This is a genomic window from Flavobacterium sp. (genome assembly GCF_040402895.1).
In the GTDB taxonomy this organism is placed as follows: Bacteria; Bacteroidota; Bacteroidia; order Flavobacteriales; family Flavobacteriaceae; genus Flavobacterium.
On sequence record NZ_JBBALR010000005.1, the window covers coordinates 23,246 to 44,292 of the forward strand.

25 protein-coding genes are annotated in these 21,047 nt (G+C 30.8%); 12 read left to right on the top strand and 13 right to left on the bottom strand.

Going from position 1 to position 21,047, the window contains the following annotated elements:
- Positions 1-59 precede the first annotated feature (59 nt).
- A complete protein-coding gene (locus tag ABWP60_RS05800; RefSeq protein ID WP_353149834.1) occupies positions 60-791 on the bottom strand; it encodes a biotin--[acetyl-CoA-carboxylase] ligase in 732 nt (243 codons plus the stop codon).
- Positions 792-875: 84 nt separating this feature from the next.
- Here ABWP60_RS05800 and rsfS point away from each other — a divergent pair, with 84 nt between their 5' ends.
- From rsfS to ABWP60_RS05835, 7 genes are all read left to right on the top strand, one after another.
- The gene (rsfS, locus tag ABWP60_RS05805) at positions 876-1,244 is read left to right on the top strand and encodes a ribosome silencing factor (RefSeq protein ID WP_353149837.1); all 369 of its coding nucleotides are present in this window, start codon (positions 876-878) and stop codon (positions 1,242-1,244) included.
- Between the two features lie 5 nt (positions 1,245-1,249).
- Positions 1,250-3,229, top strand: a complete 1,980-nt coding sequence (gene ftsH / locus ABWP60_RS05810; protein WP_353149840.1) for an ATP-dependent zinc metalloprotease FtsH — start codon at positions 1,250-1,252, stop codon at positions 3,227-3,229.
- Positions 3,230-3,327: 98 nt separating this feature from the next.
- Complete coding sequence (locus ABWP60_RS05815; protein ID WP_353149843.1) at positions 3,328-3,930, top strand: LUD domain-containing protein; 603 nt, start codon at positions 3,328-3,330, stop codon at positions 3,928-3,930.
- A gap of 1 nt (position 3,931) precedes the next feature.
- Positions 3,932-4,735 (top strand): phosphatidate cytidylyltransferase, encoded by an 804-nt coding sequence (locus ABWP60_RS05820; RefSeq protein WP_353149846.1) that lies wholly within the window; start codon positions 3,932-3,934, stop codon positions 4,733-4,735.
- Positions 4,728-5,390 carry a phosphatidylserine decarboxylase family protein gene (locus ABWP60_RS05825; RefSeq protein WP_353149849.1) on the top strand — a complete coding sequence of 221 codons (663 nt, stop codon included), beginning with the start codon at positions 4,728-4,730 and terminating at the stop codon, positions 5,388-5,390. The genes ABWP60_RS05820 and ABWP60_RS05825 overlap by 8 nt, the downstream gene beginning before the upstream one ends.
- Entirely contained in the window at positions 5,391-5,675 is a 285-nt protein-coding gene (locus ABWP60_RS05830) for an acyl-CoA-binding protein (RefSeq protein ID WP_353149852.1), read from the top strand. It abuts the gene before it with no gap.
- A 44-nt stretch (positions 5,676-5,719) separates the two neighbouring features.
- Positions 5,720-6,493: a superoxide dismutase gene (locus ABWP60_RS05835; RefSeq protein ID WP_353149855.1), complete on the top strand. Its 774-nt coding sequence runs from the start codon at positions 5,720-5,722 to the stop codon at positions 6,491-6,493.
- Between the two features lie 57 nt (positions 6,494-6,550).
- Here ABWP60_RS05835 and ABWP60_RS05840 read toward each other — a convergent pair whose 3' ends face one another.
- Positions 6,551-7,447 carry a DUF8428 domain-containing protein gene (locus ABWP60_RS05840; protein WP_353149858.1) on the bottom strand — a complete coding sequence of 299 codons (897 nt, stop codon included), beginning with the start codon at positions 7,445-7,447 and terminating at the stop codon, positions 6,551-6,553.
- A 111-nt stretch (positions 7,448-7,558) separates the two neighbouring features.
- Here ABWP60_RS05840 and ABWP60_RS05845 point away from each other — a divergent pair, with 111 nt between their 5' ends.
- The 4 genes from ABWP60_RS05845 to rny all read left to right on the top strand — a co-directional run bounded on the left by ABWP60_RS05845 (position 7,559) and on the right by rny (position 11,064).
- A complete protein-coding gene (locus ABWP60_RS05845; RefSeq protein WP_353150226.1) occupies positions 7,559-8,599 on the top strand; it encodes a formimidoylglutamase in 1,041 nt (346 codons plus the stop codon).
- 104 nt (positions 8,600-8,703) lie between these two features.
- Entirely contained in the window at positions 8,704-8,994 is a 291-nt protein-coding gene (locus ABWP60_RS05850; protein WP_353149860.1) for a hypothetical protein, read from the top strand.
- A gap of 2 nt (positions 8,995-8,996) precedes the next feature.
- Entirely contained in the window at positions 8,997-9,290 is a 294-nt protein-coding gene (locus ABWP60_RS05855) for a cell division protein ZapA (RefSeq protein ID WP_291241095.1), read from the top strand.
- 211 nt (positions 9,291-9,501) lie between these two features.
- Positions 9,502-11,064: a ribonuclease Y gene (rny, locus tag ABWP60_RS05860; RefSeq protein ID WP_353149863.1), complete on the top strand. Its 1,563-nt coding sequence runs from the start codon at positions 9,502-9,504 to the stop codon at positions 11,062-11,064.
- A gap of 128 nt (positions 11,065-11,192) precedes the next feature.
- On the opposite strand, the gene ABWP60_RS05865 is transcribed toward rny, so the two are convergent.
- From ABWP60_RS05865 to ABWP60_RS05915, 11 genes are all read right to left on the bottom strand, one after another.
- Positions 11,193-11,387, bottom strand: coding sequence for a hypothetical protein (locus ABWP60_RS05865; RefSeq protein WP_353149866.1), 195 nt, complete (start codon positions 11,385-11,387; stop codon positions 11,193-11,195).
- 32 nt (positions 11,388-11,419) lie between these two features.
- A complete protein-coding gene (gene ftsY / locus ABWP60_RS05870; protein ID WP_353149868.1) occupies positions 11,420-12,400 on the bottom strand; it encodes a signal recognition particle-docking protein FtsY in 981 nt (326 codons plus the stop codon).
- Positions 12,401-12,507: 107 nt separating this feature from the next.
- Positions 12,508-12,660 (bottom strand): DUF4295 domain-containing protein, encoded by a 153-nt coding sequence (locus ABWP60_RS05875; protein WP_291241091.1) that lies wholly within the window; start codon positions 12,658-12,660, stop codon positions 12,508-12,510.
- 40 nt (positions 12,661-12,700) lie between these two features.
- Positions 12,701-12,883 carry a 50S ribosomal protein L33 gene (gene rpmG, locus ABWP60_RS05880; RefSeq protein WP_091308983.1) on the bottom strand — a complete coding sequence of 61 codons (183 nt, stop codon included), beginning with the start codon at positions 12,881-12,883 and terminating at the stop codon, positions 12,701-12,703.
- Between the two features lie 20 nt (positions 12,884-12,903).
- Complete coding sequence (gene rpmB, locus ABWP60_RS05885) at positions 12,904-13,146, bottom strand: 50S ribosomal protein L28 (RefSeq protein WP_353149871.1); 243 nt, start codon at positions 13,144-13,146, stop codon at positions 12,904-12,906.
- 79 nt (positions 13,147-13,225) lie between these two features.
- Positions 13,226-14,473, bottom strand: a complete 1,248-nt coding sequence (locus ABWP60_RS05890; RefSeq protein ID WP_353149874.1) for a CinA family nicotinamide mononucleotide deamidase-related protein — start codon at positions 14,471-14,473, stop codon at positions 13,226-13,228.
- 71 nt (positions 14,474-14,544) lie between these two features.
- Positions 14,545-14,889 (bottom strand): histidine kinase, encoded by a 345-nt coding sequence (locus ABWP60_RS05895; protein WP_353149879.1) that lies wholly within the window; start codon positions 14,887-14,889, stop codon positions 14,545-14,547.
- Positions 14,889-15,500, bottom strand: a complete 612-nt coding sequence (locus ABWP60_RS05900) for a fumarylacetoacetate hydrolase family protein (protein WP_353149882.1) — start codon at positions 15,498-15,500, stop codon at positions 14,889-14,891. The genes ABWP60_RS05895 and ABWP60_RS05900 overlap by 1 nt, the downstream gene beginning before the upstream one ends.
- Positions 15,501-15,566: 66 nt before the next feature.
- Positions 15,567-16,337, bottom strand: coding sequence for an exonuclease domain-containing protein (locus ABWP60_RS05905; protein ID WP_353149885.1), 771 nt, complete (start codon positions 16,335-16,337; stop codon positions 15,567-15,569).
- 80 nt (positions 16,338-16,417) lie between these two features.
- Positions 16,418-17,710, bottom strand: a complete 1,293-nt coding sequence (locus ABWP60_RS05910) for a dihydrolipoamide acetyltransferase family protein (RefSeq protein WP_353149888.1) — start codon at positions 17,708-17,710, stop codon at positions 16,418-16,420.
- A gap of 84 nt (positions 17,711-17,794) precedes the next feature.
- On the bottom strand, positions 17,795-18,910 hold the full coding sequence (locus tag ABWP60_RS05915) for a glycosyltransferase family 2 protein (protein WP_353149891.1): 1,116 nt from the start codon (positions 18,908-18,910) through the stop codon (positions 17,795-17,797).
- 161 nt (positions 18,911-19,071) lie between these two features.
- Here ABWP60_RS05915 and ABWP60_RS05920 point away from each other — a divergent pair, with 161 nt between their 5' ends.
- Positions 19,072-20,934: an ABC-F family ATP-binding cassette domain-containing protein gene (locus ABWP60_RS05920; RefSeq protein WP_353149894.1), complete on the top strand. Its 1,863-nt coding sequence runs from the start codon at positions 19,072-19,074 to the stop codon at positions 20,932-20,934.
- Positions 20,935-21,047: the final 113 nt, after the last annotated feature.

The following is a 21,047-nucleotide window of genomic DNA, read 5'->3' on the forward strand; positions in this document are numbered from 1 at the left end:
ACTGAATAAGAAATAAAGTGTTACTATTTTAACAAAATTTAATAGATGTTTGGAATAATCTAATATAACATTTTCAGTTCTTTTATATCAAACAACCGCAATGTATCCTCATCTAACTCTATTTGCAACAAACCATTAGGCATAACTTGTTTTATAATTCCCATAAATTTTACTTTATCTGCGTTTTCAAAAGCCATAGGTGTGTTTTTTTTAAATAAATTTTCGTGATACAAATTCCAAAAATAGGAAGCCCCTTCCTTTTTATACAAATTAAGGTTGTTTTGAAATTGGTTTAAAAAAAGTAATAAAATCTCATCTTTATTATATTCTTGATTCGTACAATTTTTTAAAGAGGTAGCTTGTGGTAAATTGATAAAATTTTCTTGATTTACATTTATGCCAATCCCAACGATAGAAAGTATTTCAGAAGTACTTTTAAATTGATTTTCAATTAAAACACCACAAATTTTCTTTTTATCTGCCAAAATGTCGTTTGGCCATTTAATGGCTACATTTGGAATTTTTAGCTGAACAAACGTCTGAAAAAGACTAACAGCTACTATAACATTTAAATTAAATACTTCATTCATATCTAACAACGCATTTTTAACCAAAACACTGAATGTTAGATTCTTACCGCCTTCCACTTCCCAATACGCGCCACGTTGTCCTCGCCCATTTGTTTGGTTTTCAGCTACTACAACAGTGAAAATAGAAACCGTTTGTTTGGCAGACAATTCTTTTAAATAACTATTTGTAGAATCAATGGCATTGAGTTTGATGATATGCATAGAAGAAATTTAATGATTACTTAATTTAAGTTACAAAAATAAAGACAAAAAATGATACCTTTGCATAAAACGAACAAATAATAGATGACGAAAAATAGTAGCACAGATGATTTATTAGCAAGTATCATCAAAGGAATTGAAGATGTAAAAGGATTAGATATTGATATTCTGGATTTAAGAGGTATTGAAAATAGCGTTTGCGATTATTTTGTAATTTGCAATGGAAATTCAAATACACAAGTAAATGCAATAATAGGTTCTATTCAAAAAGGCGTATCAAAAGAACTTAAAGACAAACCCTGGCATGTTGAAGGAGCAGATGTTGGCGAATGGGTATTGATGGATTACGTAAACATAGTTGTACACGTGTTTCAAAAACACATTAGAGAATATTATAACATTGAAAGTCTTTGGGGTGATGCTAAAATTACGTCAATTGAAAATAAATTTTAACCACTATGTCAGAAAACGAAAACAAAAACAAACCCATAATTAAGGTAGTGAAACTTGGCCCTTGGTTTTTTCCAATTTTAGCCATTTCTGTAATACTTTTAATCAATTTTTTTAATGGTGGTTTCGATATGAATTATCCGAAATCAACCTCTATTTCTTCTTTTTATGATTTACTAAGTAAAAATCAAATTGAGAAAGTAGATATTTTAACAAGTACTTCTGGTAATACTGCAGAAGTGACTTTAAAAAAAGCAGCATTTGTTGCTTCTAAAGATGAAGAATTAAAAAAACTAACTAAAGAAAAAGGCCCACATTATTTAGTAAAAGACGTAGGAAGTTTAGAACTTTTTCAAAAAAGATTAGAAGAAGCAAAAACAAATAAATTAATTTCTGATTTCGATCTAAAACCAACAGGTAATTGGGGCGACTGGATAGGGTTATTATTACCCACCTTAATTTTTATTGGATTTTTCTATTTTATTTCTAAAAGAATGGCCGGTGGTCCAGGTGGTAGTGGACAAATATTTAGCATTGGAAAATCGAAAGCAAAACTATTTGATGAAAAAAATGATGTAAAAGTTACATTTGAAAATGTAGCCGGTTTAGAAGGAGCAAAAGAAGAAATTCAAGAAATCGTAGAATTCCTGAAAACGCCTGAAAAATTCACAAGTATTGGTGGTAAAATTCCAAAAGGTGCCTTATTAGTAGGGCCTCCAGGAACAGGAAAAACCTTACTAGCAAAAGCAGTTGCTGGCGAAGCTAACGTGCCTTTTTTCTCTTTATCAGGATCTGATTTTGTAGAAATGTTTGTTGGAGTTGGTGCTTCTCGAGTTAGAGATTTATTTAAACAAGCCAAAGAAAAAGCACCTGCTATTATTTTTATTGACGAAATTGATGCAGTTGGAAGGGCTCGTGGAAAAAGTAATATGTCTGGAGGGAACGACGAAAGAGAAAATACACTAAATCAATTACTAACAGAAATGGACGGATTCGGAACCAATTCAAATGTAATTGTATTAGCTGCAACAAATAGAGCGGATGTTTTAGATAAAGCTTTAATGCGTGCGGGACGTTTTGACAGACAAATTTATGTAGACTTACCAGATATTAGAGAACGTAAGGAAATATTTGAAGTACATTTAAAACCAATTACAAAATCAGAAACATTAGATACTGAATTTTTAGCCAAACAAACCCCAGGTTTTTCGGGAGCAGACATTGCAAATGTTTGTAATGAGGCTGCTTTAGTTGCTGCAAGAAAAAATAAAAAAGCAGTTGATAAACAAGACTTTTTAGACGCAGTAGACAGAATAGTTGGCGGATTAGAAAAGAAAAACAAAATTATTACCAAAGAAGAAAAATATGCCATTGCCATACATGAGGCTGGTCATGCTACCGTAAGTTGGATGCTACAACATGCCGCACCGTTAGTTAAAGTTACAATAGTACCTCGTGGACAAAGTTTAGGAGCAGCTTGGTATTTACCTGAAGAAAGACAAATCGTTAGAACCGAGCAAATGTTAGACGAAATGTGTGCCACAATGGGCGGAAGAGCTGCTGAAAAAGTAGTTTTTAATAAAATTTCTACGGGTGCGCTTTCCGATTTAGAAAAAGTAACCAAACAAGCTCGAGCCATGGTAACAGTCTATGGATTGAATGATAAAATTGGAAACATTACATATTACGATTCATCAGGACAATCAGATTATAATTTTTCGAAGCCCTATTCAGATGATACGGCTAAAGTAATTGATACTGAAATTTCAGGGTTAATTGAAGAACAATATCAAAGAGCTATCACTATTTTAACAGAGAATAGAATAAAATTGGAAGCATTGGCAGCCATTTTAATCGATAAAGAAGTTATTTTTAAAGACGATTTAGAAACTATTTTTGGTAAAAGACCTTTTGATATTGAAGAAGAAAAACCAGAAACAATGTCAGAAACAATTACAACAACAAATTCAGAAAATGTAACCGAATAAGTTATTAACAATATATTGTATAAAAAATCTTAATTTTGAAGTGATTTTGAGTTAAGATTTTTTTATATTTGATGTTTAAGAATTGTTACAGGTATAAAATGAATTTTTTCAAAAAGATATTTGGCAATCAAGACGAAACTGATAATCAGGAAAAAAACGTCGAAAAAAGCCAATATACACCAGACATTAATACTCCCGTAGATGAATTATTTACCATTAATTTTAAAAATAATGGTGGAAAATTCATTTATTGTTCTACTATGGAAGAAGCTCATGAAAATTTTGAAAATATTTTAGAGGAGAATGATTGGTTTGAAAACGAAGTTAAATGTTTTGATTCTAGGCTTTTTAATTTTCTTGATGAAAACAGATTAGAATATAAAAATGCAACAAATCCTACTTTCTTTTTTACATCTTGTGAAAACTTAATTGCAGATGAAGGCTCCATTTTATTTTCGTCTAAACAATTAAAGCAATTAAAAATTGAAGAATTACCTACAAATATTATTGTTTATGCTTCTACAAGCCAACTTTTAATGACAAAAGGCGATGGTTTAAGAAACATCAAAACAAAATACGACAAACAATATCCTACAAATATTACTGCTATTAAGTATTTTGAAAAAACAAAAGAAGAAAATTTTCTTCATTATGGAAGTTGCCATAAAAATTTATACTTAATTCTACTAGAAGATCTATAAAATGACTGAAAATGTAACAAGAGCTGTTAGTGGTGCTGTTTATATTGCATTACTTATTTTCTGTACGTTATTTTCTCCAATAACATTTCATATATTATTCACTGTTTTTATGTGCTTAAGTATTTATGAATTTTCCAAAATGACAAACTATAAATTTTATTATTTATTTGCCATTGGTGGTATTTTAATTTCTATACTTTTCTTTTTAAGTCAACTGCCACCTATTAATTTAATTTATTTAACATTGGGCTGTGTTTTATTTAATATTCTTCTCCTGTTTAATTTATTTAAAAACATTTCATTTCATAAATACCATAAAAAACATAGTCATTTTTTCCTCTATATTACATTGCCTTTTATTTTATTACTTTCCTTACCCAACTTTATAATTCCAGCAAAATATGAAATTGTTTTAGCAATATTTATAATGATTTGGTGTAATGATACGTTTGCCTATTTAGTTGGAAAATCAATCGGAAAACATAAATTACTTGAACGAGTTTCTCCACAAAAAACAATTGAAGGATTTATTGGTGGAATCGTTTTTACTATACTAGCTTCTATAATTATTAGTCAATTTTACACTTTTTTTAATGTAACTTTGTGGATTATCAGTGCATTGTTTATTTCAATTTTTGGCACGCTTGGCGATCTAGTGGAATCTAAATTTAAAAGAGAAGCAGGTGTTAAAGATAGCGGAAATATTATGCCAGGCCATGGTGGTATTTTAGATCGCTTAGATAGTGTTATTTTTGTTATTCCATTTTTATATATATTATATTTAATTTATTTCTATTATGCTTAAGTTTCATCCAGAAGGCGCTAAAATTATATTAATTTCAACTTTAATTACCGTTTTAGGTATTTTTGGTGTAGACCATTTATTTCACGAGACCAACATTATAATTTGCAAAATTTTACAAGTAGTCCTTTTGGGATTTTTAGTACTAATTCTTCAATTTTTTAGAAATCCAACGCGAGTTGCAATAATTAGTGACCATCATGTATTGGCACCCGTTGACGGAAAAGTTGTAGTAATTGAAGAAGTTTACGAATCTGAATATTTTAAAGACAAAAGATTAATGGTTTCTATTTTCATGTCACCCATTAATGTTCATGTAACTCGATATGCATTAAATGGAATTGTAAAATACAGCAAATACCATCCTGGAAAATTTTTAGTAGCTTGGCATCCAAAAGCTAGTGAAGAAAACGAACGTACCACAATTGTTATTGAAAACAATATATACGGCGATATTATGTACCGTCAAATTGCTGGTGCATTAGCAAAAAGAATTGTAAATTATGCCGAAGTTGGCATGACTGTGATTCAAGGTGAAGATGCAGGTTTTATTAAATTCGGATCAAGGGTAGATTTATATTTTCCAATTGGAACGCCAATTAATGTAAAACTAGGAGATAAAGCTATTGGAAACAAAACTATAATATCAAAAAAATAAATGAGTGATTTATCTTTAGATGAAAGATTCAAGGAAGCCATTCAAAATGCCAATGAAAAAATTCCTAAAACTTCTGTACCGCAAGACGTACAGTTAGTACTCTATGCCTATTACAAACAAGCACTTTCCGAAAACATAAGCTACAGCCATCACGGTTATGAATCGGATGAAGTTATTACAGCATTTAAACAAAACGCCTGGATGCAAGTGAGACATTTAACGGCTAACGAAGCCAAAGAAAAATATATTGAAATAATAAATCAAATGCTAAAAGATAGACAGTAATGTGTGTCTTTTTTTATTTTTGTAAAAACTTATAATTCTTAAATATGAAAAAGAAAATCCTCGTATTACTACTAATTTCCCTTTTAAGTACAAGTTGTAAAAAAGAAAAAGAACTAATAGAAGTAACCATTCCTGAACCAGAAAAAGTTGAAAAAACTGCTTTAGGAAATCCGTCTGACGTACAAGCTGAAGAGGAAGAAGGTGCTTTTCAAATGAATGGCTTATCTTATTCATATAATAGTTTAGAGCCTTTTATAGATGCCGCAACCATGGAATTACATTACTCCAAACATCATCTGGCGTATTGCAATAAACTTAATGCCGCCTTAAAGGAAACCGATTTGACTTCAAAATCAATAGAAGAAATTCTAAAAAAATTAGATACTAGTAATTCAGATCTTAGAAACAATGCAGGTGGCTATTACAATCACAATTTATTTTTTGAAATTTTGAATGCAAATGGCGGAGACGCAACAGATGAAGTTTTAGAAGCCATAAATAAAGATTTTGGTTCTTTTGAGGCATTCAAAGATGAATTTTCAGAAAGTGCTACTAAATTGTTTGGTTCAGGTTGGGTTTGGCTTATAAAAGACAATTCAGGAAAATTAGTAATAACCACTAGCGCAAACCAAGACAATCCGTTAATGCCAAATGCAGAAAAAAAAGGTACGCCTATTTTAGCTTTAGATGTTTGGGAACATGCTTATTATATAAAGTACCAAAATAAACGAAAAGATTACATTAAAGCTTTCTTTAATGTAATTAATTGGGAAAAAGTCAATGAAAAATTCAAAGAATCTACAAGTATTACAGAATAAAAAAATAAAAAACGCTTCAATAGTTGAAGCGTTTCTCTTTTTAAATTGTAAACAAAACTATTTCAATTGAAAACTACTTTTTGATACTAATTCCCCTTTTTTGTCAAACACGTTAACAAAATAGGTACCTGGTGTAATATTTTTTACTGATAAATCTTCTTGAACTTGAACTGTTTTGTTTTCAAATTTAATAGTTTTCTGAAAACTGTACGGCAAATAAGTAGCCCCAAAAGACTCCGTTTTCTTTTCTCCCAAAACATTATTTTTACTATCAATTACTTGAACATAATACGTTCTGTCTCCTGTTTTTGCAACTTGATTTTCAGCTATTGTAAACCCAATTTTTAAAATGTCAGCTTTACTAGCTTTGTCTGTATTAATTTGTTTTCCAGAACCTTTTTGCTTTACTGCTAAAGTAGTTAAATTTAGAACCGATAATCGCTGTGCTTTTTCAACGGTTTTTGATAAATTTTCATTTTTAGCCACTAACGTATCATTTGCCGTTTTTGCATTTGATAACACTACATTTGTGCTATCTAAGTTTTTAGTTAATTTAGAATTATTTTCTTTCAATATATTATTTTCTGCAATTAAATTGTCCATTTCACGTTTCAGTTTTACGTATTGCGTTTTATATTTAGACAATTCAGCTACACTTCCGTTAGATTTTTTAATTTTTTCTAACAATTCCATAATTTTAGCTTGCTCCTCTTCTAATTCTCCTTTCAAAGCGGTATTATCAGAAATTGCAACATCATATTCTGCAATTTTGGATTCCAATTCTGCTTGAAATTTTTCTTTTTCAGTTAGAGTTTTTGTTAAATTAGAATCTAACACATCTTTTTCATTTTGCAACTTATAAACATAAGCCAAACTTCCCATTAATAGTAATGCTAAGATAACCACAATTATCTTTAAACCTGAATTTCTAGAATTTGATTGATTTAACTCCATCTTGATTTTTTTTTAAATTTTACACAAAAATAAAATTTTATTTATTTCTATTACTATATAACGGAATGTATCTTTAAAATATTATATTTGAAAACACTTTTACAAAATAAAATGGATAAATTAAACGTATTCAATTCTAGAGACATAGCAAAAATTACGCAACATAGAAGTGGCGAAATAAAGTTTGGCGAAAAAATAATTACCGTTCCAAACAATGAAAATTGGATAGAGTTTTTAACGCTATCCGAAGCAAAATTTGTTTTGATTGGTTTACCCGAAGACATTGGAATTAAAGCTAATCTAGGTAGAACTGGTGCAGCTTCTGCTTTTGAAAGTGCCTTAAAAAGCCTAGTAAATTTTCAACACAATAAATTTTGTAAAGGCAATGAGTTACTTGTTTTAGGTGAAATAAATTTTTCTGAAGAAATGGAATTTTCCAAAACTTTAGATTCTCAAAATAAAGAAGATCGAAAAAAACTATTTCAACTAGTAGAAAATATCGACAAAGATGTTTCTTACGTAATAAATACAATTATTAAAGCAAATAAAATTCCTATTATTGTTGGCGGCGGTCACAACAATGCCTATGGAAATATAAAAGGTTTAGCATTAGGAAAAGGGATGCCTGTAAATGCAATAAATTTTGATGCACATACCGATTTTAGGATTATGGAGGGTCGGCATAGTGGAAACGGGTTTACTTATGCGTTTGAGGAAGGTTTCCTAAAAAAATATTTTATATTCGGTTTGCACGAAAATTTTGTATCAAAAAGTGTTTTTGATACACTAAAATCAATTGAAGATCGCGTAAAATATGTAACTTATGAAGAGATAGCCGTAAGAAAAACCAAAAGTTTTACATCAGAAATACTCAATGCTTTAAAATTTATAGCCAGTAGTCCTTTCGGATTGGAACTTGATTTGGATGCGCTTCCAAACATTCATAGTAGTGCCATGACATTAAGTGGATTTAGTATTGAAAAAGCGAGACATTTTATACATATGTTTGGAAAAGAAGAGCAGGCTAGCTATTTTCACATATGTGAAGGCGCACCAGATTTAGATTTATCAAACAACAATCATTTAACAGGAAAATTAATCGCAACCTTAATTTTAGATTTTATTAAGAGTAAAAAAACGGAAGAAAGCTAAAATACAAGTACAGAATAAAAAAAACTTTATTTTTTTGAAAAAAAGTATTGGAATTCGAGTTTGAAGTTTTAAATTTGTAAAATCATGAGAAGAATTATGTTATAATGAGTGAATTGTCAAAAATTATTGATTCCTTAGAAGTAAAATTCTTTAAATTATCTAAAAAAATAGAAAATTTAGAGCAATTAAACGAAAGTTTATCTAATGAATTGAACGATTTAAAACAAACTACTTTACAAGAAAATAAGCACATCACCTCGTTAAAACACGAATTAGAAAGCTTAAAAATAACAAATTCTCTTCTGGGCAGTGAAGAATACAAGAAAGAAACAAAACTGAAAATAAATTCGTTGATTAGAGAAATCGACTATTGCATAGCACAACTTTCTGAATAATTATGACAGAAAAGTTAAAAATAAAAATTTCAATTGCAGACCGAGTTTATCCATTAACAGTGGAAACTACTCAGGAGGAAGGTCTACGAACTGCATCAAAAAAAATTGATGCTACAATTAAAAAATTTGAAGCCAACTATGCAGTAAGAGACAAACAAGATGTATTGGCAATGTGTGCCTTACAATTTGCTTCTCAAATAGAACAAACCCAAATTGATACGTCAACAGATACCGTAGAAGCATTTGAGAGATTAAAAAAACTCGACGAAAAAATAGAAGGTTTACTTTCAAAATAAGAAAAAACGTTCATACAAAAACACTAAAGTACTGCCCACATTAGTAAATATTTGATAAACTCAACACTAACTATTAAATGAGTGAATTTGCGATACTAAAGCACGTTCCGATTTGTCGGAAATCCTTGAACATCGTTTTAGCTCAAATCCTGTCTGAATCGAGTTTATTCAAACACCTAATGTGGGCTTTTTTATTAAACAAAACCTAACTATGGAATTAACAAGTATACTAATTGGAATCGTTGTCGGACTGGCTATAGGATTTGCAATTGCTAAATTTTTAGAAAAAAGCAATGTCTCAAATCTTATTAAAAATGCTAAAAAAGAGGCAAGTTCAATTTTAAGAGATGCGAAAGCAGAAGCCGAAACAGAAAAAAGAAACAAACTTTTACAAGCAAAAGAACGATTTTTAGAATTAAAATCAGAACACGAAAACGAAATTTTGTCAAAAGACAAAAAAATGGCAGAAGCCGAAAAAAGAACCAGAGATAAAGAATCACAAGTTTCTAGTGAATTAGCAAAAGCTAAGAAAATCAATGACGACGCTGAAGCTAAAATTACAGAATACAACAACAAAATTGAAAACTTAGAGAAAAAATCTCAAGAAGTTGACAAATTACACAAAAGTCAAATCGAACAACTTGAGGTTATTTCCGGTTTATCTGCAGACGATGCAAGAAACCAATTAGTGGAAAGTTTGAAAGCAGAGGCCAAAACAAATGCTATGGCGCATATTCAAGAAACTATTGAAGAAGCCAAAATGCAAGCGCAGCAAGAAGCTAAAAAAATCATTATCAACACGATTCAGCGAGTAGGAACAGAAGAGGCTGTTGAAAATTGTGTATCTGTTTTCAATATTGAATCGGATGATGTTAAAGGTAGAATTATTGGAAGAGAAGGAAGAAATATTAGAGCAATTGAAGCTGCGACAGGCGTTGAAATTATTGTTGACGATACACCAGAAGCTATTATTTTATCTTGTTTTGATCCTGTAAGAAGAGAAATTGCTCGTTTAGCACTTCATAAATTAGTAACTGATGGGCGTATACACCCAGCTCGAATTGAAGAAGTTGTTGAAAAAACTAAAAAACAAATTGAAGAAGAAATTATTGAAGTAGGAAAACGTACTGTTATCGATTTAGGAATTCACGGATTACACCCAGAATTGATTAAAATCGTTGGTAGAATGAAATACCGTTCCTCATACGGACAAAACTTATTACAACACTCCAGAGAAGTTTCTAAATTATGTGGTTTGATGGCTGCAGAATTAGGACTAAATGTGAAATTAGCAAAAAGAGCTGGTTTACTTCACGATATTGGAAAAGTACCAGATACGGAAAGCGAATTGCCTCATGCTATTTTAGGAATGCAATGGGCAGAGAAATATGGTGAGAAAGAAGAAGTGTGCAATGCTATTGGAGCACACCACGATGAAATTGAAATGAAATATTTAATTTCTCCAATTATTCAAGTATGTGATGCGATTTCTGGAGCAAGACCAGGCGCGCGTCGTCAAGTATTGGATTCTTATATTCAGCGTTTAAAAGACTTAGAAGAAGTAGCTTATAGCTTCCCAGGTGTTAAAAATGCTTATGCTATTCAAGCAGGAAGAGAATTACGTGTTTTGGTAGAAAGCGAGAAAGTTTCAGACGATTTAGCCGCTACGTTATCCTTTGAAATTTCACATAAAATTCAAACAGAAATGACCTATCCAGGTCAAGTAAAGGTTACTGTAATTAGAGAAACAAGAGCAGTAAATATTGCGAAGTAAAACCTATATTATATAAATTTAAAAGCCCAATTTCAATGAAATTGGGCTTTTTATTTGCAATATTTTTTATGATTTATATCTTATAAAAGAGATCAAAAATGACATCCTAATTAAAATCTAAATTAAAATTATTTCTTTCCAGCTGGTTTTTTTGTTTTACCATTAATCACTTTAATTGCCACATACATAAACAAAATAAAAGAAAGTAGTCGTAATGACATAAAAATACTTTCACTTTGCATAAATCCTAAAAACTTTAAATCAAAAGGAAAAGCTAAAACAGCAGAAATTAAAGCTATAAACAACAATTTTGAATTGGTCATATTTTTAAAAAAATTCATCATACATTAAAAAATTAATTAAAGAAAGAATCCACAAACTCTGCTTTATTAAACACTTGTAAATCTTCAATTCCTTCACCTACTCCAATATATTTAACTGGAATTTGAAATTGATCTGAAATACCTATTACAACGCCACCTTTTGCAGTACCATCTAATTTGGTTACCGCTAAACAAGAAACTTCCGTAGCAGCAGTAAATTGCTTGGCTTGTTCAAAAGCATTTTGCCCTGTAGAGCCATCAAGTACTAACATTACGTCATTTGGTGTATTTGGAACTACTTTTTGCATTACATTTTTTACCTTGGTCAATTCGTTCATTAAACCTAATTTATTGTGCAAACGACCGGCAGTATCTATAATCACAACATCTGCATTTTGTGCTACAGCTGACTGCAAAGTATCAAAAGCCACAGAAGCTGGATCAGAACCCATTTGCTGTCTTATCATTGGAACAGCTACCCGGTCTGCCCATATTTGCAATTGATCAATTGCTGCAGCTCTAAAGGTATCGGCTGCACCTAACACAACCTTGAAACCCGCTTTTTTAAATTGATAAGCTAATTTTCCAATGGTCGTGGTTTTTCCAACACCATTTACGCCAACAACCATAATTACATATGGTTTTGTGTCTTTTGGAATAGTGAATTCAGATTCGTTACCCGAATTGGTTTCAGATAACAACGAACCAATTTCTTCTCTTAAAATGATATTTAACTCCTCTGTCCCTAAATATTTATCTCTAGAAACTCTTTTTTCAATACGTTGAATAATCTTTAATGTGGTATTTACACCCACATCGGAAGAAATAAGTACTTCTTCTAAATTATCTAATACCTCATCATCTACTTTAGACTTTCCTGCAACGGCTTTAGTTAGTTTAGAAAAGAAAGTTGTTTTTGTTTTCTCTAATCCTTTGTCTAATTGTTGCTTTTCCTGTTCCGTAATTACAGGCTCACTTTTGTTAGATGAAAATATTTTTTTAAAAAAACTCATTGAAATTGGTATATAATGATATGATTTTCATTAGTATTGGAACAAAAATAAAATAAAAAAAGCTACTTTCAAATGAAAATAGCTTTTTTAATATCTTTAATTACAGATTATTTCTTTTTTAAGAACTCATCTACTTCTTCTGGAGTCATTACTGATTCCACAAATGTATAAGCACCCGTTTTAGGAGACTTAACCATTTTGATTGCTTTAGTTAATCTTTTAGAAGATGTTTGTAAAGTTGCTACGGTTTTCTTTGCCATGACTTAGTATATTTTATTTGAAACTTAAATAAGTTTCTAATTATTTAATTTCTTTGTGAACAGTTACTCTTTTCAAGATAGGATTGAATTTTTTGATCTCCATTCTATCTGGTGTATTTTTTTTATTTTTAGTAGTGATATAACGAGAAGTTCCTGGTTGACCAGATTCTTTGTGTTCAGTACACTCTAAAATTACTTGAATTCTATTACCTTTCTTTGCCATTTTAATATATTTTTAAATGATTAAATAGATTTTACAAATCCATCTGCTTTAGCTTTTTTCAAAACTGCGGCAATACCATTTTTGTTAATTGTTTTTAATACTGCTGTAGATATTTTTAGGCTCACCCATCTATCTTCTTCTGCAATGTAAAAACGTTTTTTTACTAAGTTAACCGAGAATTTTCTCTTAGTTTTATTCATCGCGTGAGAAACGTTGTTTCCAACCATTGCTCTTTTTCCTGTTAGTTCACAAACTCTTGACATTATTCTAAACTTTTATATCGTTATTCTAAATAAGGGTGCAAAGAAAAGAATTTTTACTTTACTATGCAACTATTTTTAATTAGTTTTTTGAAATTTCTTTATACAACCATTCTAATGCTTTGTTAACCGCCCTATCTATAACCTTTTCGCGCGGTTGTCCAAAATTAAATTCTTCAACAAAAACTTCATTTGGAGTAGCTATTGCTATAAATACTGTCCCGATTTCGGCTTCACTATTTCCTTTAGTTGGACCTGCATTCCCTGTTGTTGCAATAGCATAATCTGTATTGAAAATTGACCTGCAATTTAAAGCCATTTCTTTTGCCACTTCCTTACTAATCACAGAAAATTGACGAATAGTATCTGAATTAACTTTTAATACATCTATTTTAATTTGATTAGAATACGCCACTATTCCACCGATGAAACAAGCGGAAGATCCAGGAACTGATGAAATTAGTTGTGCGATTTTTCCTCCTGTACAACTTTCGGCAGTAGCCAAAGTAAGGTGTTTTTCAGATAATGCTCTTGTTAAAATCACTTCAATGGTTTCTTCCTCATCGTAGCCAATAATAATATCACCAATTAAAGGTTTTAATTTTTCTATTTCACTTAATACAGAATTTATTAAAACCGCTTCATCTGTGCCTCGAGCAGTTAATCGTAATCTAACTTTACCTGGACTCGGCAAATACGCTAATTTAATAAAACTAGGCAAATTAGTTTCCCAATCTTCAATTTGTTCTGCAATTATACTCTCTCCACGACCATAAGTCATAAGTGTTTTATGTACAATATAAGGACGCTCAAATTTTTCTACCAAATACGGAATTACTTCATTATCAATTAAATACTTCATTTCATATGGCACACCCGGTAATGAAACAAACACCGTGTTTTGATGCTCCATTAGCATTCCTGGGGCAGTTCCCATTTTATTGAAAAGCACTTTTGATTTCGACGGAACTAATGCTTGATCCCTATTTAATTGCGTAATGGGTTTTTTATAAATCCCTTCAATGATACTTTTTACTTGATCTAAAACAGCGTCGTTTTGCACTAAAACATCATCAAAATAGTCGCAAAAAGTTTTTTTAGTAATATCGTCTTTTGTTGGACCTAACCCGCCAGTAATTAAAACAACATCAAAATTATTTTGAACTTCATGTAGCGTTTTTAATATATGGCTTTTATCATCTGAAATAGATGCCATTTCATAAGTAGCAATTCCGATTTTATCTAATGCCCTGGCCATGTAAGAAGAATTTGTATCTATAATTTGGCCAATCAATATTTCATCTCCAATTGTAATAATTGCTGCTTTCATTTTTTAAATATTTTTGTAAAAATAAGAAAACCACGCTAAAGGCGTGGCTAAACAAGTTTTAAATGTATCTTTTATAATTTAAAATCTTTTTTAATTTCATCTGCGGCAGCGGCTATTCTAACTTTAAGTGCTCTAAAAACCTCTTTGATTTCTTTCCGCTTACCTTCCTCTTTTGTCCATTCGATAATTAACAAAACATCTTCATAAGCCATATCCATTCCTAATAAATCTAATGTTGGTTTAATTTTATGAGCCGAAGCGTAGGTTTGCGAATAATCTTTAAGTTCTATTGCGTTTTTCATGGCCTGAATTTCGAAAGGCACTTCTTCTAAAAACAAAGAAGCAATTTGAAGCGCAAATTCGTTATCATTTTCAGAAATTTCGTACACTTTTGATAAATTATACTGTAAAGCCATTATTTTACTTGTATTTTAAACATTTGCTTACCTTCTAAAAATCCTTCTAATACATCATTTTCTTTAACAGCTGCTACTCCTTTTGGAGTTCCTGTAAAAATAATATCTCCTTTTTTTAAGGTGAAAAATTGTGAAACATAAGAAACTATTTCATCCATATTCCACAACATCATTGAAGTAGTTCCTTGCTGAACGATTTCATTATTTTTTCTTAAATCAAAGGTAATGTTTTCTAAAGAAGGAAAAATTATTTTCGGTAAAAAGTCACCAATAATCGCTGAATGGTCAAACGCCTTTGCTTTTTCCCAAGGCAATCCTTTTTCTTTTAAAGTAGTTTGCACATCGCGAGCGGTAAAATCGATTCCTAAACCAATTTCATCGTAATATTTATGAGCAAATTTTGGACTAATATATTTTCCTACTTTACAAATTTTCACCAAAACTTCCACTTCATGATGTACATCATTACTAAACTCAGGAATTACAAAAGGTGTTTTTTTAGGCAAAATAGCGGTGTCTGGCTTCATAAAGATAACCGGCTCAGTTGGTCGTTCGTTTTGTAATTCTGAAATATGGTCGGCGTAATTTCTACCAATGCAAATAATTTTCATTTTTATTTGGGTGTTGTGTGATGGGTGTTGGGCTAAACCTTTAACCCAATACCTTAAACCATTTATCTATTTTGTATTTAATCGTCTTAATTTCAAACCTGTTAATACTTTTTTAGTATATAGCGGAAAATCCGCGTTTTGAATCCAACCAAAGTAGCCTGGATCCTTATCAAACACTTCATCCACTAAAACATTTTTATATTTACCAAAGCTAAACATTTCTTGACCTTTATCATTCAAAACAATCATACCTGCAAAATCTACAGATTTTTTACGAGTAGTAAATTCTGATAATGCTTTCATATCATTTTGCAAATCAGGATATCTTTCTAATTGTCCCAATAAAATTTCATAAGTAGCCCTAGTGTCTGCTTCTGCTGAATGGGCGTTCTCTAGAGTCTTTCCACAATAAAATTTTAAAGCTGCAGACAAGGTGCGTTCTTCTTTTTTATGAAAAATAGTTTGCACATCTACTGAAACACGATTTTTCATATCAAAATCTACGCCTGCACGAAGCATTTCTTCTGCTAATAGAGGAATATCAAATCTATCGGAATTATATCCTGCCAAATCAGAATCTTTTATCATAGCATAAATTAGGGAAGACAATTCGGAAAAAGTAGGTTCATTTGCTACTTTCTCGTTTGTAATACCATGAACTGCTGTTGTTTGAGGTGGAATTGGAATGGTTGGATTGACCAACCAAGTTTTGCTTTCTTTATTTCCGTTTGGAAACACTTTAAATATTGATATTTCAACGATTCTGTCTTTTCCAACATCTATTCCGGTAGTTTCTAAATCAAAGAAACAAATTGGCCTTGTAAGTTTAAGCTCCATTTTTATATTTTAAAGTACAAAGTTAAAAAAACCCAATAGTTAATGAACTATTGGGTGAATTATTATTTATTTATTTTTTCTTAAAAATCTCTATTTACATCAAAAGCTTCAAGATAATCCGCTACTCGTTTTACGAAACTTCCACCTAAAGCACCATCTACAACTCTGTGATCATAAGAATGAGATAAAAACATTTTCTGACGAATTCCTATAAAATCTCCTTCAGGAGTTTCAATTACTGCTGGTACTTTTCTAATGGCACCTAGAGCTAAAATACCTACTTGTGGTTGATTGATAATTGGTGTGCCGAAAACAGATCCAAAAGTTCCCACATTTGTTACAGTATAAGTTCCGCCTTGTGTATCGTCTGGTTTTAGTTTTCCTGCTTTCGCTCTACTTCCTAAATCGTTAACTGCTTTTGCCATACCAACTAAATTTAATTGATCTGCATTTTTTATTACAGGTACAATTAAGTTTCCATTTGGTAAAGCTGCTGCCATTCCTAAATTGATGTTTTTTCGTTTTATAATAAAATCACCATCAACAGAAATATTCATTCCTGGAAAATCTTTTAAGGCTTTTGCTACCGCTTCCATCATAATTGGCGTAAACGTAAGTTTTTCTCCTTCACGTTTTTCAAAAGCTGTTTTTACTTTATCTCTCCATTTTACAATATTTGTAACATCCACTTCAATAAACGACTGCACGTGTGCTGAAGTTTGAACCGAAGCTACCATATAACCCGAAATCAACTTTCGCATTCTGTCCATTTCCACAATTTCGTCTCCTCCATTTACTGAAACTGGTGCAGGATTTTGGGTTTTAGGTTGTTGGATTGAAGTTGTAGGTGCCACAACATTTGGACTTGCAACTTGAGACTTTCGGCTTTCTATGTATTTTAATATATCTTCTTTATTAACACGACCATCTTTACCTGAACCTGAAATAGATTCTAATTCGGTTAACGAAATACCTTCCGCTTTTGCCATATTTTTAACTAATGGCGAAAAGAATTTATCTGAACTTGAAAAATCTGCAGGAGTAGTTGTTTCAATAGCAACCTCAACCATTTTAGCGACATCCGCTACTGCTACTGGCGCCTCCGATTTTACTTCCGGAGTTATAGCAATGGCTTCAGTTTCAATAATCGCAATGGTTTGCCCTACTTGAACAACATCATCAATTTGAAACAAAATTTCAACTAAAGTACCAGAAACTTCAGAAGGTACTTCACTATCAACTTTATCTGTAGCAATTTCTAACACTGCTTCATCCATATCAATAGGTTCACCCACTTTTTTTAACCAATTTGTAATGGTTGCTTCTGCTACACTCTCTCCCATTTTTGGAAGTTTCAATTCAAATCTTGCCATATTATTATTGTAATGTTGAGTTCTTTAATTATTACTGCAAAATTAATAAATATTTTGATGTTTTATCACGAAAAAATCAAAAAATCAAAAAATTAGCACTTCACCTCTATCGGTTGAATTATTACTACCAATTACGTAATTTGATTGCGAAATATAGTTTTTAAAAGTAATATTCTTTGATTTATGCTTTTCCATAAAATAAATGATTTCTGCAAAAGAAAACGAATTGGTATCAAATATCAACTCGAAGTTTATGTTTTTAGTGTTTTTAAATTGTTCAAAATCAGTTAAATATTCAATTGGTTTATTCAAGTTTAATTGAATATTTTCTTTTGAAAACACTATATATTTATCAATTTTACTTACTAATTTTTGTGGTTGCTTTTGTTTGAATATCGCATATAACAAACTTCCTATTTGAAGAAACTTATCAAAAAACAACGATTTTTTAAAATGCTTTTTATAAAAAAACTGCATCGCTTCTCGGAAACGTTCTAAATATTTTTCGTCTCTAACCGTGCTTTCTCCTTTATAATGTATTACTGATGTTTCATGAAAATAAAAGTTTTCCATACCTAATTTCTGAATCATATAACTCAAATCGATATCATCTGAATACATAAAGCAGTTCTCATCAAATCCACCAACTTTTAAATACAAATCGCGTTTCATCATCATAAAAGCCCCGACTAAAACATCCACTTTTCCGGATTGATTTTCTGATAAATGTTGTGCATAATATTTTCCAAAAAATTTAGAGATTTTATATAAACCAAAAATCTTAGTAATTGCCACATAAGGTGTTGGAAGTCCGCGCTTACTTTCTGGAAGAAAATTACCTGTACCATCTATTAATTTACATCCAATTATTCCAGCTGAGAGCTGACGGCTTTTAGCTAAAAGCTTTTTAAAGGTATCTTCAGCAACAACCGTATCTGGATTTAAAATACAAATATATTCGCCTTTTGCCTGTTCTACAGCAATATTATTCCCTTTTGGAAAACCTAAATTCTTTTTATTTTCAATAAGTATAATTTGAGGAAACAGTTGTTTCATCATTTCACAACTAGCATCCTTAGAATTATTATCCACTACAATTATTTCTGCATCGATATTTATTAGTGCTTTCTGTACACTAAGCACACATTGCTCTAAAAAATAGCGCACATTATAATTAAGGATGATTACGGATAGTTGCATTTTGCTTTATTTCAATTAGTCGAATTGCAATTGATGGATAGGTCAAAGTTGCAATTTTTATTTATGAAATGCAAAAATCTAAATTTTAATTCTCAAATATTAAGTCTACTTTTGCAAAACAATTAGCGTATTGCCACATTGTATAATTGACAAATGAACAAATGAATTATCTTTCAGTAGAAAATATATCAAAATCTTACGGAGAACGTATCCTTTTTAAAGACATTTCTTTTGGAATTAATAAAGACCAAAAAATTGCTTTTATCGCCAAAAACGGTTCGGGTAAAACCACTATTATGAACATTATTAATGGTTTTGACGAACCGGATACAGGACAAGTAGTGATAAGAAAAGGAATTAAAATGGCGTTTTTGAGTCAGAATTTTAATTTGCAAGACGAATTAACCATTGAAGAAAGCATTTTTGCCTCAGATAATGAAGTTTTACAGGTAATTAGAAACTATGAAAAGGCATTAGAAAATCCAGAAGATGAAGAAAAGTATCAGAAAGCGTTTGACGATATGGATCGTTATAATGCTTGGGATTTTGAAACACAATACAAGCAAATTTTGTCAAAATTAAAACTTGACGATTTAAAACTAAAAGTTAAAAAATTATCTGGAGGGCAAAAAAAACGTTTATCATTAGCCATTATTTTAATTAATAGACCCGATTTATTAATTTTAGACGAACCAACCAATCATTTGGATTTAGAGATGATTGAATGGCTTGAAGATTATTTTGCCAAAGAAAACATTACTTTATTTATGGTTACGCACGACCGTTTTTTCTTAGAACGTGTTTGTAACGAAATTATTGAATTAGATAACGGAAAACTGTATCAATATAAAGGAAATTATTCCTATTATTTAGAGAAAAAAGAAGAACGTCAAATTTCTGAAAACTCCAGTATAGATAAAGCACAGAACCTTTTTATTAAGGAATTGGCTTGGATGCGAAGACAACCAAAAGCAAGAACTACCAAATCCAAATCACGTCAAGATGATTTTTATGTGATTAAAGAAAAAGCAGAAAGCCGCCGTAAAGAAAATGTTGTAGAGCTTGAAATTAATATGGAACGAATGGGTAGCAAGATTATCGAAATGGTAAAATTGAACAAAAACTTCCCAGATAGAACCATTTTAAAAGACTTTACCTACGCATTTCAACGTGGTGAACGTATTGGAATTATTGGAAAAAACGGAACTGGAAAATCAACTTTCTTGAACATTTTAACCAAAACTATGGAACCCGATTCTGGGAAAGTAATTATTGGTGATACGATTAAAATTGGGTATTACACACAGAGCGGCATCAACCCAAAACCAGGACAAAAAGTCATTGATATTATTAAAGAATACGGAGAATACATTCCCCTTACGAAAGGCAAAATCATTTCGGCTTCACAACTATTAGAACGTTTCTTGTTTGATGCAAAAAAGCAATACGATTTTGTAGAAAAATTAAGTGGTGGCGAACTAAAACGGTTGTATTTATGTACGGTTTTAATTCAGAATCCTAATTTCTTAATTTTAGATGAACCAACGAACGATTTAGATATTGTAACGCTAAATGTTTTAGAAAGTTTCTTATTAGATTTCCCTGGATGCTTGTTAGTGGTAAGTCACGATAGGTATTTTATGGATAAAATTGTGGATCATTTATTTGTATTTAGAGGTCAAGGTGAAATTGAAGATTTTCCTGGAAATTACTCTGATTTTAGAAGTTATGAAGATTCTGTGGAGCCAAAAGTTTTAAATAGCGTGAGCACTGATAAAGGAAGTTGGAAACAAAATCAACCAGCCAAAGCAGGATTAAACTTCAACGAGCAAAAGGAATTTAATAAAATTGAAAAAGACATTAAAGATTTAGAATACCAAAAAAAGCAAATTGAACAAGAATTTTCGGACGGTAAAGTAGCTGATGATAAAATTGAAGCTAAAGCCAACGAATTACAAAAAATCATTCAATCTTTAGAAGAAAAAGAAGCACGTTGGTTTGAATTGTCAAGTAAAATAGAATAATTATTACACAGAGATTCGCAAAGCTTTATTTTCTTTGTGAAACTCTGTGAAAACTCTGTGAAACTCTGTGTTGCAAAAAATAAAATCATACTTAATATTCCTTTGGAACTCCA

Bases quoted from the DNA above. Each gene is read 5' to 3' on its own strand.
- rny (WP_353149863.1), top strand. From the start codon at position 9,502: ATGGAATTAACAAGTATACTAATTGGAATCGTTGTCGGACTGGCTATA.
- ABWP60_RS05875 (WP_291241091.1), bottom strand. From the start codon at position 12,660: ATGGCAAAGAAAACCGTAGCAACTTTACAAACATCTTCTAAAAGATTA.
- ABWP60_RS05835 (WP_353149855.1), top strand. From the start codon at position 5,720: ATGAAAAAGAAAATCCTCGTATTACTACTAATTTCCCTTTTAAGTACA.
- ABWP60_RS05820 (WP_353149846.1), top strand. From the start codon at position 3,932: ATGACTGAAAATGTAACAAGAGCTGTTAGTGGTGCTGTTTATATTGCA.
- ABWP60_RS05815 (WP_353149843.1), top strand. From the start codon at position 3,328: ATGAATTTTTTCAAAAAGATATTTGGCAATCAAGACGAAACTGATAAT.
- ABWP60_RS05915 (WP_353149891.1), bottom strand. From the start codon at position 18,910: ATGCAACTATCCGTAATCATCCTTAATTATAATGTGCGCTATTTTTTA.
- ABWP60_RS05840 (WP_353149858.1), bottom strand. From the start codon at position 7,447: ATGGAGTTAAATCAATCAAATTCTAGAAATTCAGGTTTAAAGATAATT.
- ABWP60_RS05905 (WP_353149885.1), bottom strand. From the start codon at position 16,337: ATGGAGCTTAAACTTACAAGGCCAATTTGTTTCTTTGATTTAGAAACT.
- ABWP60_RS05830 (WP_353149852.1), top strand. From the start codon at position 5,391: ATGAGTGATTTATCTTTAGATGAAAGATTCAAGGAAGCCATTCAAAAT.
- ABWP60_RS05855 (WP_291241095.1), top strand. From the start codon at position 8,997: ATGACAGAAAAGTTAAAAATAAAAATTTCAATTGCAGACCGAGTTTAT.
- ABWP60_RS05895 (WP_353149879.1), bottom strand. From the start codon at position 14,889: ATGGCTTTACAGTATAATTTATCAAAAGTGTACGAAATTTCTGAAAAT.
- ABWP60_RS05900 (WP_353149882.1), bottom strand. From the start codon at position 15,500: ATGAAAATTATTTGCATTGGTAGAAATTACGCCGACCATATTTCAGAA.
- rpmG (WP_091308983.1), bottom strand. From the start codon at position 12,883: ATGGCAAAGAAAGGTAATAGAATTCAAGTAATTTTAGAGTGTACTGAA.
- ABWP60_RS05890 (WP_353149874.1), bottom strand. From the start codon at position 14,473: ATGAAAGCAGCAATTATTACAATTGGAGATGAAATATTGATTGGCCAA.
- ABWP60_RS05920 (WP_353149894.1), top strand. From the start codon at position 19,072: ATGAATTATCTTTCAGTAGAAAATATATCAAAATCTTACGGAGAACGT.
- ftsH (WP_353149840.1), top strand. From the start codon at position 1,250: ATGTCAGAAAACGAAAACAAAAACAAACCCATAATTAAGGTAGTGAAA.
- ABWP60_RS05865 (WP_353149866.1), bottom strand. From the start codon at position 11,387: ATGACCAATTCAAAATTGTTGTTTATAGCTTTAATTTCTGCTGTTTTA.
- ABWP60_RS05850 (WP_353149860.1), top strand. From the start codon at position 8,704: ATGAGTGAATTGTCAAAAATTATTGATTCCTTAGAAGTAAAATTCTTT.
- rsfS (WP_353149837.1), top strand. From the start codon at position 876: ATGACGAAAAATAGTAGCACAGATGATTTATTAGCAAGTATCATCAAA.
- ftsY (WP_353149868.1), bottom strand. From the start codon at position 12,400: ATGAGTTTTTTTAAAAAAATATTTTCATCTAACAAAAGTGAGCCTGTA.
- ABWP60_RS05845 (WP_353150226.1), top strand. From the start codon at position 7,559: ATGGATAAATTAAACGTATTCAATTCTAGAGACATAGCAAAAATTACG.
- ABWP60_RS05825 (WP_353149849.1), top strand. From the start codon at position 4,728: ATGCTTAAGTTTCATCCAGAAGGCGCTAAAATTATATTAATTTCAACT.
- ABWP60_RS05910 (WP_353149888.1), bottom strand. From the start codon at position 17,710: ATGGCAAGATTTGAATTGAAACTTCCAAAAATGGGAGAGAGTGTAGCA.
- rpmB (WP_353149871.1), bottom strand. From the start codon at position 13,146: ATGTCAAGAGTTTGTGAACTAACAGGAAAAAGAGCAATGGTTGGAAAC.
- ABWP60_RS05800 (WP_353149834.1), bottom strand. From the start codon at position 791: ATGCATATCATCAAACTCAATGCCATTGATTCTACAAATAGTTATTTA.